Here is a 12705-nt window from a genome sequence, read left to right as displayed (position 1 = left end):
CTCATTCCTTGAAAAGGGGCACGGCCTCGTCGGCGGCGCAGTCCACCTGGAACAGGGCCCGGTCCTCCAGACGCAGGGCGGACAGCTTGCCGCCCCACAAGCAGCCGGAGTCCAGGGCCAGCAGATTGGGCTCCAGGCGCAGCCCCAGGGCCGACCAGTGGCCGGTCACCAGGACCGTCGCGGCGCTGCGCCGGCCCGGCACCTCGAACCAGGGCAGATAGCCGGCCGGCGCCTGGCTCAGTTCGCCCTTGGCCTTGAAGTCCATTTCCCCGGCCGGGGAGCAGAAGCGCATGCGGGTCATGGCATTGACGATCACCCGCAAGCGGGGCCAACCGGTCAGGCTGGAGTCCCAGGCTCCCGGTTCGCTGCCCCACATGTTCGCTAGGAACTCCCGGTAATTCTCGGCCTGCAGGGCCTGCTCCACCTCGCCCGCCAGGGTCCGGGCCTCGGCCACGGACCACGCCGGCAGGAGCCCTGCATGCACCATGGCGTAGTCGCCCTGCACATGCATCAGGCGCTGGTGCCGCAGCCAGTGGAGCAGTTCGTCCCGGTCCGTGGCGGCAAGGATGTCATCGATGGTGTCGCTGCGATGGCGCTTGCCGAAACCCTCGGCGGCCATGAGCAGGGAGAGGTCGTGATTGCCCAGCACCGTGACGGCCCGGTCGCCCAGGCCTTTGACGAAGCGCAGGGTCTCGAGGGAGCGGGGCCCCCGGTTCACCAGGTCTCCCACCAGCCACAGGCGGTCGAAATCGGGGGAAAAGCTGCACTTCTCCAGGAGCGCCTGCAAGGAGGCGAAGCAGCCCTGGATGTCGCCGACGGCGTAGGTGGCCATGTTATTGGGGCCGGTATTCCGGCACGAAACGGGCAAGCCCGGCCTTGATCCCGGCCACGTCCGCCGGCGGGGCTTCCAGCCAGCGGGCCAGGTCGCCGATCCACGCCTCTTCCGGCGCGCTTTCGGCCTTGGCTACCCGCAGCTTGGCGTGGGGGGTGGGCAGGGTCATTTCATTGTCGGCAAGCAGTTCCTCATAGAGTTTCTCGCCGGGACGCAGCCCGGTGAACTCGATGGGAATTTCCTCCTCCGTGAAACCGGACAGCCGGATCAGGTCCCGGGCCAGATCGACGATCTTCACCGGCTCCCCCATGTCCAGCACGAAAATCTCGCCGCCGTTGCCCATCAGACCGGCCTGCAGCACCAGCTGGGCTGCCTCCGGGATGAGCATGAAATAGCGGATGATGTCCGGATGGGTCACGGTGACGGGGCCGCCCCGGGCGATCTGTTCGCGGAAGGTGGGAATGACCGAGCCGTTGCTGCCCAGGACGTTGCCGAAGCGCACCACGATGAACTGGGTACCGCCGCCGGCCTGCTCCAGGGACTGCACCACCCGCTCTGCCATGCGCTTGGTGGTGCCCATGACGTTGGTGGGATTAACGGCCTTATCGGTGGAAATCAGGACCATCTTCTCCACCCCCGCCTGGCGCGCCGCCATGGCCACCCGCCAGGTGCCGAGGACGTTGTTGCGCACCGCCTCCCAGGCATTGGCGCTCTCCATCAGGGGCACGTGCTTGTAGGCGGCGGCATGGAACACCAGGGCCGGGCGGTAGGCGGCGAAGACCTGCTGCAGCCGCGCTTCGTCCTTGACGTCGCCAACCACGCAGACCACATCGAGACCGGGGAAGGTGCGGCGGAATTCCTGCTCGATCTGGTACAGGGCGAATTCGGACACTTCGAACAACACCAACTGGCGCGGCGCAAAACGGGCGATCTGCCGGGCCAGCTCGGAACCGATGGAGCCGCCCGCCCCCGTCACCAGAATCGTGCGCTCGGCAATGAGGCGACTGAGGCCGGCGGCATCCAGCTGCACCGGCTCCCGCCCCAGGATATCCTCCAGTTCCACCTGGCGGATCTGGGACAGGGACACCCGGCCCGACAGCAGGTCGTCGAGGGCCGGCACGGTCAGCACCTTGAGCCCGGCCTGCACGGCCTGCTCCATGGCCCCGCGGCGCACGGCGGCGCTGACACTGGGCATGGCAACGATGACGTGGCCAACTTCCAACTCCTTGGCCCAATGCACCATGCTGGCGATATCACCCCGGATTTTCACCCCATGCACTTCCCGTCCATGCTTGGCCGGATCGTTGTCCAGCAGGCCAGCCACCCGCCATTGGTGGGACCGTTGCAACTCACGAATCAGACGTTCTCCAGCTTCCTCGGCTCCAAGAATCAGCACCGACTCACCGGACAGGGCGAGGTGGCCGTAGAGACAGCGGTCCTTCCAGGCACGGTAGAGGAAACGCCCCCCCCCCATCGTCAGAATCAGCAGGATCGGGTGTAACACGAGAACCGATCGGGGAACCCCGGGAATGCCCGCCATAAATACGAGCACGGCAGTAATTAGCCCACCGAGGCCAACCGATACAATGATCCGGCGCAAATCCATCAAGCTCGCGTAGCGCCAAATGCCACGGTATAAGCCACTTAACCAGAACAGCAGTGCGTATACCGGAACCAGCCCACCTAGAGATAGCAAGGCAGCCCGAAGATAATCGTCGGGCAGGGTGAGATTGAAGCGCAACCAATAGGCCGCCAACCAGCAAGCCGCCAGTGCGGTCAAGTCGTAAACGGATGCAACCAAACGTCGGGAGATCAAACCCAGAGGGGTTCTTTGGGCAGTGTAGCCGGGGCGGGAATCTGGCATTGGATCAGCATCATGAAATATGCCGCTATTTTACTGCACGAAACCCCTGTTCATCACAGAAAGACAGCAGCGTACGCTAGGCGATCCAGCTTCATCCTCCGCCATCCAGGCAAGGTAATTTCAAGATCGAAGCCCTACTTCCCGGAGCGCCGCTGCAGGTCGATCATTTTCGCATACTTGGCAAAGCTGTTCGTGCAGCCGATCAGGGTATGCACCAGGCCCGGCAGGCCGTCCAGGAAGCCCCTACGCACCAGGTAGAACTTGATGAAGCGGAACAGGGGCGACAGCAGCAGACGGCCGCTGCCGGCCCGCTTGCCGACGCGATGGGCGGCCTCGGCCGCCAGGGTGGTGTAGCGGTTCTGTTTGGCCAAATAACTGTCCAGGGTTTCGGCCGAGTCGTGCAGCAAGTCCCCCGCCAGATCGCCCACGCTTTCCCCGGTCAGCACGTGCTCGTGCACCGCGTCGTCGGACCAGCGGGCATGGCCGCGGTGGAAGAGGCGCAGGTTCCAGTCCGGATAACCCTCGCCGTGGCGCAGGTAGCGCCCCATGAAACGGTTGCAGCGGGCCACCCGGTAGGCGTGATGCTGGGGGCCCTGCAGGGCGGCGCCAATGGCTGCCGCCAGGGCCGGCGTCACCTGTTCGTCGGCGTCGATGCAAAAGACCCAGTCGTGGCGCGCCTGGCTGACGGCAAACTGCTTCTGGCGGCCAAAGCCCAGCCACTCTTGATGGATAACCCGGGCGCCGTAGTGCTCGGCCAGGGCCACGGTGCCGTCGCTGCTGCCCGAATCCACCACGACGATTTCGTCGGCGAACGCCAGGCTCTGCAGACAGGACGGGAGCGAATGGGCGGCATTCAGGGTGATCAGCACCGCACTGAGGGGCGCCGTCGCGGCGGGAGGAGGGGCAGAAGACATGCGCAAGCTATAATGGAGGCCAGCTGGGATTCTAAATCCCCCCGGCCCCGGCCCCAAGTCAAAAACCACCACCGCCGCCCCGATGCCCCAAATTCTTATGGTAAAGACCTCCTCCATGGGGGATCTGGTCCACAACTGCCCGGCCGTCACCGACATCCTGGCCCGCTTCCCCGAGGCCCGCATCGACTGGGTGGCCGAAGAAGCCTACGTTCCCATTCCCTCCCTGCACCCCGGCGTGCGCCGCGTCATTCCCATCGCCTGGCGCCGCTGGCGCAAGCAGTTGGGCCAGCGCCACGCCTGGCAGGAAATGGGGGAATTCCGCCGTGTCCTGCAGGCCCAGGCCTACGATTTCGTCCTCGACAGCCAGGGTCTGCTGAAGAGCGCCGCGGTGGACAAGCTGGCCCGGCTCGCTCCCGGCGGACGCATCGTCGGCGGCGACGCCCGCAGCATCAAGGAGCCTTTCGCCGCCCGCTTCTACGACCTGCGCCTGCCCATCAAATGGTCGCGCCATGTGGTGGACCGCTGCCGTGCCGTGGCTGCCGGCGCCCTCGGCTATGACCTGGATACGCCGCCGCGCTATGGCATCCAGGCTGAGCCCCTGGTGGCCGACTGGCTGCCCAGCCAGCCTTACGCCGTGCTGATGCACGCCGCCAGCCGCCCGCCCAAGCTGTGGGCCGAGGAGCACTGGGTCGCCCTGGGCCAGCGCCTGGCCCGGGACGGCATCGTCGCCGCCCTGCCCTGGGGCAGCCCCGAAGAGCGCCAGCGCAGCGAGCGCCTTGGGGCCCGGCTGCCCGGTTCCTTCATCCCGCCCCTGATGGACCTGGGCACGGCCGGCCGCTTTCTGGCCGGGGCCCGGGTGGTGGTGGGCCTGGACACGGGCTTCACCCACTTCGCCGCTGCCCTGGGACGCCCCACGGTCGGCATCTTCTGCGATTCGGACAGCGTGCAGGCGGCCGTCTTCGGCGACGCCTTCTGCGAAAGCTACGGCCAGAAGGGTGCGCCACCCAGTCTCGCCACCATCCTTGATGCCGTCGAGCGGGCCCTGGCCGGCTGACGCGCCATGGTTTCCCGCCTCCTGTACACCCTGCTGCTGCGCCTGGCCACGCCCCTGGTGCTGTTGCGCCTGCTGCGACGCAGCCGGCAGCAGCCGGAGTATCGCCGCCACTGGGGTGAACGCTTCGGCCTTAGCGGCGCGGCCATCCCGGGGCCGGTGATCTGGGTCCATGCCGTCTCCGTCGGCGAGACCCGGGCCGCCCAGCCCCTGCTGGCCGAACTGCTGGCCCAGTATCCGCAGCACTCGATCCTGCTCACCGGCATGACGCCCACCGGCCGCGACACCGCCACCCAGGTGTTCGCCGCCCTGGGCCGGGACCACGCCCCGCGCCTCCATTACCGCTACCTGCCCTACGACTATCCCGGCGCCGTCAGCCGCTTCCTGGAGCGCTACCGCCCCAGCCTGGGCCTGCTCATGGAAACCGAGCTGTGGCCCAACCTGCTGCACCAGGCCCGGCACCATGGCGTCCCCATGCTGCTGGTCAATGCCCGCCTCTCAGCCCGTTCGGCCCGCGGCTACGGCCGCTGGCCCGGCCTGTTCGCCCCGGCCCTGGCCGGTCTCGACGGCATCGCTGCCCAGACCCCGGACGATGCAGCCCGCTTGCAAGGCCTCGGCGCCAAGCAGGTCAGCGTCTGCGGCAATCTCAAGTTCGACGTGCAGATCGCCCCGGCATTGCGGCAACAGGGACAGGACTGGCGCCGCCAGCTGGCCGGTCGCACCGTCTGGCTGGCAGCCAGCACCCGGGAGGGCGAGGAGGCCTTGATCCTGGACGCCTGCGCGGCCATGGATATTCCCGACCTGCTGCTCCTGCTGGTGCCGCGCCACCCCCAGCGCTTCAACGAGGTCGAGGAGCTGGTCCGGGCCAGAGGACTCGGTCTGGTGCGGCGCAGCCAGGGCCTGCCGACACCGGAGACCCGGGTCTGGCTGGGGGACAGCATGGGGGAAATGGCGGCCTACTTCAGTTGTGCCGACCTGGCCGTGATGGGCGGCAGTCTGCTGCCCTTCGGCGGCCAGAACCTGATCGAAGGGGCGGCCTGCGGCTGCCCCCTGCTGCTCGGCCCCCACACCTTCAACTTCGCCCAGGCGGCGGAGGATGCCGTCGCCGCCGGTGCCGCCCTGCGTCTTGAGGCCGGCCAATCCCTGGCCGGCACGGCCCAGGCCCTGCTGCGGGACAAAGAAAAACGCCGCATCATGTCCGATGCGGCGTCAGCCTTCGCGGCGGCCCACGGCGGGGCCACCGCCAGGACCATGGACCTGATCCGTTCCCTTATCGCGCCAGCAGGCCGTTGACCCGCTGCAGGTCCTCGTCGGTGAGGCTGCCGACCACGCCCTTGAGACGCAGCTGGTTCACCAGGGTATCGAAACGGGCCTTGGCCAGGTCGCGCTGGGTCGAATAGACCTGTTGCTCGGCGTTCAGCACGTCGATGTTGATGCGCACCCCCACCTCGTAACCTAGCTTGTTCGAATCCAGGGCCGACTTGGAGGAGACCAGGGCCGCTTCCAGAGCCCGCACCTGGGCCAGGCCATTGACCACGCCCAGATAGTACTGACGTGCCCCCAGGGCCGCCTGACGGCGGGAATACTCCAGGGTCGAGCGGGTCGCCTCGCGGCTGGCTTCGGCCTCACGCTGCTTGGAGAGCACGGCGCCGCCCTGGAACAGGGGAATGTTCAACTGCAGGCCGATGGCGGTGGAATCCTGCTCGTAGCCAACCCCCGGGAAGAGGGGGTTGGTCTGCACACCATTGGTCTGCACCGCATTGCTGCGGGTGGCCACCAGGTCCAGGGTGGGGAAATGACCGGCGCGCTGCTTGCTCACTTCCTTGTCCGTGATTTCCAGCTGGGCTTCCTGGATCTGCACCGCCAGGGCGTCCTTCTCGGCGGAAGCCACCCAGTCGTTCATGTTGGCGGGCTTGGGCGGCTCCAGGGTGGTGTCGGTACGCAGGGTGGCCAGTTCGCCCGCCTCCCGGCCGATGATGGCCTGCAGGTTGCGGCGCTTGATTTCCAGATCGCTTTCGGCGGCAATTTCCTGGGCGGTGGACAGGTCGTAGCGGGACTGGGCTTCGTGGGTGTCGGTGATGGTGGCAGTGCCCACCTCGAAGCTCTTCTTCGCCAGTTCCAGCTGCTGGGCAATGGCTGACTTCTGGGCCTGCAGGGAGCGCAGGTTCTCCTGGGCGTACAGCACGTCGAAATAGGCCTGGGCGACGCGCAGGATCAGGTCCTGGCGGGCCTGGAGGAACTGGGCCTCGGCCTGGGCCACCTGCAGCTTGGCCTGGTCGTACTGCATCCAGTTCTGCCAGCGGAACAGGGGCTGGCTGAGGCTGACGCTGTAGCCGTGGCTGTTGTACTGGCCCGTGGCGACGGCCGCACCCGACACCCGGCGCTGGTACTCCACGTCGTTCCACATGGTGTTCACGGACACACCCAGGGTCGGCAGCAGGCTGGCCCGGCCCTGGGGCAGCTTTTCGCGGCCGGCTTCCAGGGTGTGCTTGGCGGCGGTGAACTGGGCGTCGTTGTCCAGGGCCTCCTTGTAGATCTGCAGCAGGTCGGCCCCCTGGGCCGCAGCGGCAATGAACAGGGAGGACAGCAGCAGGGAAACAGCTTTCAGTTTCATGGACAGCCTTCAGTAGGTCGGCATGGACGGATCCACCACCTGGGCCCAGGCGTGCATGCCGCCGGACAGGTTGTGGATGGCGCTAAAACCGCGGTTCTCGAGGAACATCGCCACCTGCATGCTGCGTCCGCCATGGTGGCAGATCACCACGATTTCCTTATCCCGGGGCAACTCGTCGGCCCGCACCGGCACCGTGGCCATTGGCATGGCCACCACGTCCGGCAGGGCGCAGATGGCAAGCTCCTCCGGCTGGCGCACATCCAGCAGCAGGGGGCGGGGGCGGGCCGGATCGGCCAGCCAGTCGGCGAGGGAGGAAACGGAAAGCTGGTTCATCAGGGGCAATCAGAAACGGAAACGCTCCTTGGCCGGCGCGTTCTGCAGGGGCGCCACCACGGTTTCGAAAAGATTGAGGCTGGCGAAGGTGGTCTCGCCGGTGCGGGTGACGATCTGGGCTTCCATCACCGGGGCCTCACCGACAAATACGGCCATGCGGCCGCCAACCTTGAGCTGCTGCAGCAGTTCTTCGGGCACCACCGGCAGGGAACCGGAAACGACGATTACGTCGTAGGGAGCGCCGACGGCCCAGCCATGCAGGCCATCACCCACTTCGACGGAGACGTTGCTGATGCCGGCCTTGGCCAGGTTGGCCTTGGCGGTCTTGGCGATGGCCGGGCTGATTTCGACGCTGGTCACCTGGTCGGCCTTGGCGGCGAGCAGGGCGGCCATGTAGCCGGAGCCAGTACCGATTTCCAGGACCTTGTCCTTGGGTTGCACGGCCAGTTCCTGCAGCAGCTTGGCTTCCATCTTGGGGGCCAGCATCACGGCGCCTTCGCCCAGGGGAATCTCCAGGTCGGCAAAGGCCAGGGCCTGATGGGCGGCGGGGACGAACTCCTCGCGCCGGACCTCGGACAGCAAGTCCAGCACATCCTGGTCCAGCACGTTCCAAGGCCGGATCTGCTGCTCGATCATGTTGAAGCGGGCTTGTTCCATGTTTTGCACTTGTTCCATCACGAGTCCCCGTCTGCGGTCGTTATATTAGCACTTACTAATATGTGGTTGGTGGAAAAAGGCGATTATAACTGAGGCCCCTGGCGACTGCCGGCCAGGGTTTCGTCCACCGTTTGCAGGGACTCCACCGGTGCGGCAGGCTTGACCTTGTGCCAGGCAGCGTACAGGGCCGGCAGGAAAATCAGGGTGAGCAGGGTCGCCACGGTCAGGCCGCCCATGATGGCCACGGCCATGGGGCCGAAGAAGGCGCTGCGGGTCAGGGGAATCATGGCCAGGATGGCTGCCGCCGCCGTCAGCACGATGGGCCGCAGACGCCGCACCGTGGAATCGACGATGGCCTCCCAGCGGGGCTTGCCCGCCTTCTCGTCCTGGTCGATCTGGTCCACCAGGATCACCGAGTTGCGCATGATCATGCCGGAGAGGGCGATGGTGCCGAGCATGGCGACAAAGCCGAAGGGCTTGTTGAACAGCAGCAGGAACACGGTCACCCCGACCAGGCCCAGGGGCGCGGTCAGCAGCACCATGGCCACCTTGGAGAAGCTCTGCAGCTGCAGCATCAGCACCGTCAGCACCACCAGGAAGAAGAGGGGCACGCCGGCGGCAACGGAAGCGCCGCCCTTGGCCGACTCCTCCACGGCGCCACCCACTTCCAGGGTGTAGCCCAGGGGCAGGGAGGCCTTGATGGACTGCAGGGACTTCTCCACCTGGGCCGACACCACCGGCCCCTGCATGTGGCCGTAGATATTGCCGCGCACGGTGATGGTGGGCACCCGGTTGCGGCGCCAGACGATGCCTTCCTCGAAGCCGTACTCCAGGGTTGCCACCTGGGACAGGGGCACGGCCTTGCCGGCCCGGGTCGGCAGCATCAGATCCGGCAGCAGGGAGAGACGCCGCCGTTCCATTTCGGTACCGCGCAAATGCACATCCACCAGCTCGGCGCCGTCGCGGAACTCGGTGACGCTCTGGCCCTTGAGGGCGGTGTTGATCAGGTTGGCGATGTCGCTGGAGGTGACGCCCAGCAGACGGGCCTTGGACTGGTCCACGGTGAGGCGGACCACCTTGGCCGGCTCCTCCCAGTCCAGGTGCACATTGGCCAGGCTGGGATTGGCCCGCATCACCTGGGCCACCTCGTGGGCGTAGCCACGCAGCACATTGAGATCGGGGCCGGCGACGCGGAACTGCACCGGGAAGCCCACCGGCGGGCCGTTCTCCAGACGGTTGATGGCCGCCCGCAGGCTGGGGAAGTCATGCTCGAAGAGATCGATCAGCTTGCTGCGCAGGGCCTCCCGTTCTGGCGACCCCTGGGTCAGGATGACGAACTGGGCGAAGTTCTTCTGCGGCATCTGCTGGTCCAGGGGCAGATAGAAGCGGGGGCTGCCGGTGCCGACGTAGGCCACCACATTGTCGATGCCGGGCTGCTCGGCCAGCCAGGACTCCAGGCGCTTGGCCTCGGCGTCGGCGGCATCCCAGGAGGCGCCCTCGGCCAGGCGCAGGTCCACGATCAGTTCGGGCCGGGTGGAATCGGGGAAGAACTGCTGCTGCACCATGCCGAAACCGACGATGGAGGCGACGAAGGCACCCACGGTGATGCCGATCACCAGCCAGCGGCGCCGCACGCAGGCATCCACCAGGGCGCGGAAGCGGCGATAGAAGGGCGTGGCGTAGATATCGTGCTCGCTGTGGGTGTGGGGCTCCTTGTGCAGCCAGCGTTCGAGCCAGGGCAGGCGGCGCATCAGCCAGCGGCTGAGGCGTCCCGGCTCCTGATGGGCCACCCGGTGGTGGGCGAAGTCCGGCAGCAGCTTGTAGCCCAGATAGGGCACGAACAGCACCGCCGCCACCCAGGAAATGAGCAGGGCGATCACCGTCACCTGGAAGATGGAACGGGTGTACTCGCCGGTGGCGGAAGCGGCGGTGGCGATGGGCAGGAAGCCCGCGGCCGTCACCAGGGTGCCGGAAAGCATGGGCATGGCGGTGGATTCGTAGGCGAAGGAGGCCGCCTTGGCCCGGGCCCAGCCCTGTTCCATCTTGGTCGCCATCATTTCCACGGCGATGATGGCGTCGTCCACCAGCAGGCCCAGGGCCAGGATCAGGGCGCCGAGGGAAATCTTGTGCAGGCCGACACCGAAGATCTGCATGAAGAGGAAGGTGATGGCCAGTACCACCGGAATGGTGATGGCCACTACGATGCCGGTGCGCAGGCCGAGGGAAAGCAGGCTGACGCCGAGAACGATGATCACCGCCTCGATCAGGGAACGCACGAACTCATTGACCGAACGCTGCACCGCCTGGGGCTGGGAGGAGACGGTGTGCAGTTCCAGGCCCACCGGCAGGCGGTCCTGGATGGAGGCCACGGCACCGTCGAGACCGCCGCCGAGGCGGATGATGTCGCCGCCCTTGGCCATGGAGACGCCGATCAGCACCGCTTCCTTGCCCATGTAGCGGATCTTCTGGGTGGGCGGATCCTCATAGCCGCGGCCGATACTGGCGATGTCGCCCAGGCGCACCTCGCGGCCGTTGGCCCGCAGACGGGTTTCCCGCAGGGCCGTCAGGTCGTCGTAACGGCCGCTGACGTCGATACGGATGTGCTCGCTGGGGGTATCGAAGCTGCCGGCTGCCAGCACCGCATTCTGGTTCTGCAGGGCGGCCACCACGGCGGCGCCATCAATGCCCAGGGTGGCCAGCTTGGCGTTGGAGAGTTCGATATAGACCCGCTCCTTCTGCTCGCCGAAGAAATCCACCTTGGCCACGTCCTTCACCCGCAGCAGTTCGGCCCGGATGGCCTCGGCCTGGCGCTTCAGTTCCGTATAGCCGAAACCGTCGCCGACCACGGCGTAGAGATTGCCGTACACGTCGCCGAACTCGTCGTTGAAGGTGGGGCCCTCGATGCCCTTGGGCAGGGTGTAGCGCATGTCGCCCACCTTCTTGCGCACCTGGTACCAGATGTCCGGCACCGCCGCGGCGGGCGTCGCGTCCTTGGCCTGGAAGAAGATCATGGATTCGCCGGGCCGCGAATAGCTGCGGATGATGTCCGCGTAGGGCACGGACTGCAGGGTCTTCTCGATCTTCTCGGTGACCTGGCGCTCCACCTCCTGGGCACTGGCGCCGGGCCAGGCGGTGCGCACCACCATGACCTTGAAGGTGAAGGGCGGATCTTCCGACTGGCCCAGCTTGGAATAGGCCAGCAGACCCACCAGGGTCAGGGCCACCATGAAATAGAGCACCAGGGCCGGATGCCGCAGGCCCCACTCGGAAATGTTGAAGCGCTTCACTTGGCGGACTCCGCCGGCTTGGCCGCCGCGGGGGTCGCGGCTACGGGGCCAGCCCCGCCGCCGCCCACCATGGGCAAGGGCACGTTGCTCGGCTCCACGGCCCGCACCAGTTGGCCGGGTTGCAGCTTGTGCACACCGGCGATGACCACCCGCTCACCCCGGGCCAGGCCCTTTTCCACCACCACGCCGTCCTCCCGGAAGGGCCCGGTGGTGACGCTGCGGGGCTGCACCTCGCCGCTCTGGGGATTGACCACCCACACCGTATTCTTGCCGTCCTGACGGGTCAGGGCCGCGGTGGGCACCAGCAGGGGCGCCTCGGCGCTGCCGATCAGCACGCCGGCGGTCATGCCCAGGCGCAGGCCGGCATCCGGCTCCAGCAGGGTGACCTTGACCTGGAAGCTGCGGGTGGCGGCGTCGGCTGCCGGCGCCACTTCCCGCACCCGGGCGGCGTAGGACTGGTCCTGGTTGGCCCACAGGCGGATAACGGCGCTGGTGCCGGGCTCGATGCCCTTCATGCGGCCTTCCGGCACCGCCACCACCACTTCCTTGTCGCCCGCCAGGGCCAGTCGGATGGCCGGCTGGCCGGCGCTGACCACCTGCCCCGGCTCCACCTTGACGTCGGTCACCACCCCGTCCTTTTCCGCCACCAGGTCGGTGTAGCCGGCCTGGTTGCCGGTCACCGCGGCCTGGGCCCGGGCCTGGTCGAGGCGAGCCAGGGCCGCCTTGAACTGGGCTTCCCGGCTGTCGAAAGCGCTCTGGGAAATGAACTGTTTTTCCAGCAGCTTCTTCTGCCGCTCGTATTCCGCCTTGGCCACCAGGAAGTCGGCCTCGGCCGCCTTGGTCTGGGCATTGGCGGCGGCCGCCGAGAGGCCCGCATCCACCGGGTCCAGGCGGGCCAGGATCTGGCCCTTCTTCACCACGGCGCCGATATCCACCTTGCGTTCCACCACCTTGCCGCCGATACGGAAGCCCTGGTCGGTCTCGTAGCGAGCCCGCACCTCGCCCACCCACAGCATGTCGCTCTGGCCGGCGGCGCCTACCACCTGGGTCAGGGCCGGGCGGGGCTCGGGCGCCTTGGGCGCCTCCTTGCCGCAGGCGGCCAGGACCATGGCCGTGGCGGCCAGCAGCGCGAAGGAAGGAATGGTTTTCATGG

At 67.2% G+C, this 12705-nt stretch carries 10 protein-coding genes; 2 read left to right on the top strand and 8 right to left on the bottom strand.

Annotated features, from left to right (window positions below; genetic code table 11):
* Position 1: 1 nt before the first annotated feature.
* The 3 genes from ACLSSQ_RS02440 to ACLSSQ_RS02430 all read right to left on the bottom strand — a co-directional run bounded on the left by ACLSSQ_RS02440 (position 2) and on the right by ACLSSQ_RS02430 (position 3610).
* Positions 2–832 carry a symmetrical bis(5'-nucleosyl)-tetraphosphatase gene (locus tag ACLSSQ_RS02440; protein WP_416243708.1) on the bottom strand — a complete coding sequence of 277 codons (831 nt, stop codon included), beginning with the start codon at positions 830–832 and terminating at the stop codon, positions 2–4.
* A gap of 1 nt (position 833) precedes the next feature.
* Positions 834–2696: a polysaccharide biosynthesis protein gene (locus ACLSSQ_RS02435; protein WP_416243707.1), complete on the bottom strand. Its 1863-nt coding sequence runs from the start codon at positions 2694–2696 to the stop codon at positions 834–836.
* A 134-nt stretch (positions 2697–2830) separates the two neighbouring features.
* Complete coding sequence (locus ACLSSQ_RS02430; protein WP_416243706.1) at positions 2831–3610, bottom strand: glycosyltransferase family 2 protein; 780 nt, start codon at positions 3608–3610, stop codon at positions 2831–2833.
* Positions 3611–3725: 115 nt separating this feature from the next.
* Here ACLSSQ_RS02430 and waaC point away from each other — a divergent pair, with 115 nt between their 5' ends.
* Both waaC and waaA read left to right on the top strand, forming a co-directional pair.
* On the top strand, positions 3726–4664 hold the full coding sequence (gene waaC, locus ACLSSQ_RS02425; RefSeq protein WP_416243705.1) for a lipopolysaccharide heptosyltransferase I: 939 nt from the start codon (positions 3726–3728) through the stop codon (positions 4662–4664).
* Between the two features lie 6 nt (positions 4665–4670).
* Positions 4671–5954, top strand: a complete 1284-nt coding sequence (gene waaA / locus ACLSSQ_RS02420) for a lipid IV(A) 3-deoxy-D-manno-octulosonic acid transferase (protein ID WP_205229776.1) — start codon at positions 4671–4673, stop codon at positions 5952–5954.
* Here the strand turns inward: waaA and ACLSSQ_RS02415 are convergent.
* The 5 genes from ACLSSQ_RS02415 to ACLSSQ_RS02395 all read right to left on the bottom strand — a co-directional run bounded on the left by ACLSSQ_RS02415 (position 5932) and on the right by ACLSSQ_RS02395 (position 12703).
* On the bottom strand, positions 5932–7275 hold the full coding sequence (locus ACLSSQ_RS02415) for a TolC family outer membrane protein (RefSeq protein WP_416243704.1): 1344 nt from the start codon (positions 7273–7275) through the stop codon (positions 5932–5934). The two genes, waaA and ACLSSQ_RS02415, sit on opposite strands and share 23 nt — an antisense overlap.
* A 9-nt stretch (positions 7276–7284) precedes the next feature.
* Positions 7285–7608 (bottom strand): rhodanese-like domain-containing protein, encoded by a 324-nt coding sequence (locus ACLSSQ_RS02410; protein WP_416243703.1) that lies wholly within the window; start codon positions 7606–7608, stop codon positions 7285–7287.
* Positions 7609–7617: 9 nt separating this feature from the next.
* Positions 7618–8283 (bottom strand): protein-L-isoaspartate O-methyltransferase family protein, encoded by a 666-nt coding sequence (locus ACLSSQ_RS02405; protein WP_416243702.1) that lies wholly within the window; start codon positions 8281–8283, stop codon positions 7618–7620.
* Positions 8284–8348: 65 nt separating this feature from the next.
* Complete coding sequence (locus ACLSSQ_RS02400) at positions 8349–11492, bottom strand: efflux RND transporter permease subunit (protein WP_416244277.1); 3144 nt, start codon at positions 11490–11492, stop codon at positions 8349–8351.
* Positions 11493–11548: 56 nt separating this feature from the next.
* Complete coding sequence (locus ACLSSQ_RS02395) at positions 11549–12703, bottom strand: efflux RND transporter periplasmic adaptor subunit (RefSeq protein ID WP_416243701.1); 1155 nt, start codon at positions 12701–12703, stop codon at positions 11549–11551.
* Between the last annotated feature and the right edge of the window lie 2 nt (positions 12704–12705).

It is taken from the genome of Azospira sp. APE16 (genome assembly GCF_047901315.1).
Classification (GTDB): Bacteria; Pseudomonadota; Gammaproteobacteria; order Burkholderiales; family Rhodocyclaceae; genus Azospira; species Azospira oryzae.
Note: the sequence above shows the minus strand (reverse complement) of the source record. Positions and strands in the feature narration are given on the sequence as shown.

Coding starts and splice junctions, on each gene's coding strand:
- ACLSSQ_RS02435 (WP_416243707.1), bottom strand. CDS start 2,696: ATGCCAGATTCCCGCCCCGGCTACACTGCCCAAAGAACCCCTCTGGGT.
- ACLSSQ_RS02405 (WP_416243702.1), bottom strand. CDS start 8,283: ATGGAACAAGTGCAAAACATGGAACAAGCCCGCTTCAACATGATCGAG.
- ACLSSQ_RS02430 (WP_416243706.1), bottom strand. CDS start 3,610: ATGTCTTCTGCCCCTCCTCCCGCCGCGACGGCGCCCCTCAGTGCGGTG.
- ACLSSQ_RS02410 (WP_416243703.1), bottom strand. CDS start 7,608: ATGAACCAGCTTTCCGTTTCCTCCCTCGCCGACTGGCTGGCCGATCCG.
- ACLSSQ_RS02395 (WP_416243701.1), bottom strand. CDS start 12,703: ATGAAAACCATTCCTTCCTTCGCGCTGCTGGCCGCCACGGCCATGGTC.
- ACLSSQ_RS02400 (WP_416244277.1), bottom strand. CDS start 11,492: ATGGTGGCCCTGACCCTGGTGGGTCTGCTGGCCTATTCCAAGCTGGGC.
- waaA (WP_205229776.1), top strand. CDS start 4,671: ATGGTTTCCCGCCTCCTGTACACCCTGCTGCTGCGCCTGGCCACGCCC.
- ACLSSQ_RS02415 (WP_416243704.1), bottom strand. CDS start 7,275: ATGAAACTGAAAGCTGTTTCCCTGCTGCTGTCCTCCCTGTTCATTGCC.
- ACLSSQ_RS02440 (WP_416243708.1), bottom strand. CDS start 832: ATGGCCACCTACGCCGTCGGCGACATCCAGGGCTGCTTCGCCTCCTTG.
- waaC (WP_416243705.1), top strand. CDS start 3,726: ATGGGGGATCTGGTCCACAACTGCCCGGCCGTCACCGACATCCTGGCC.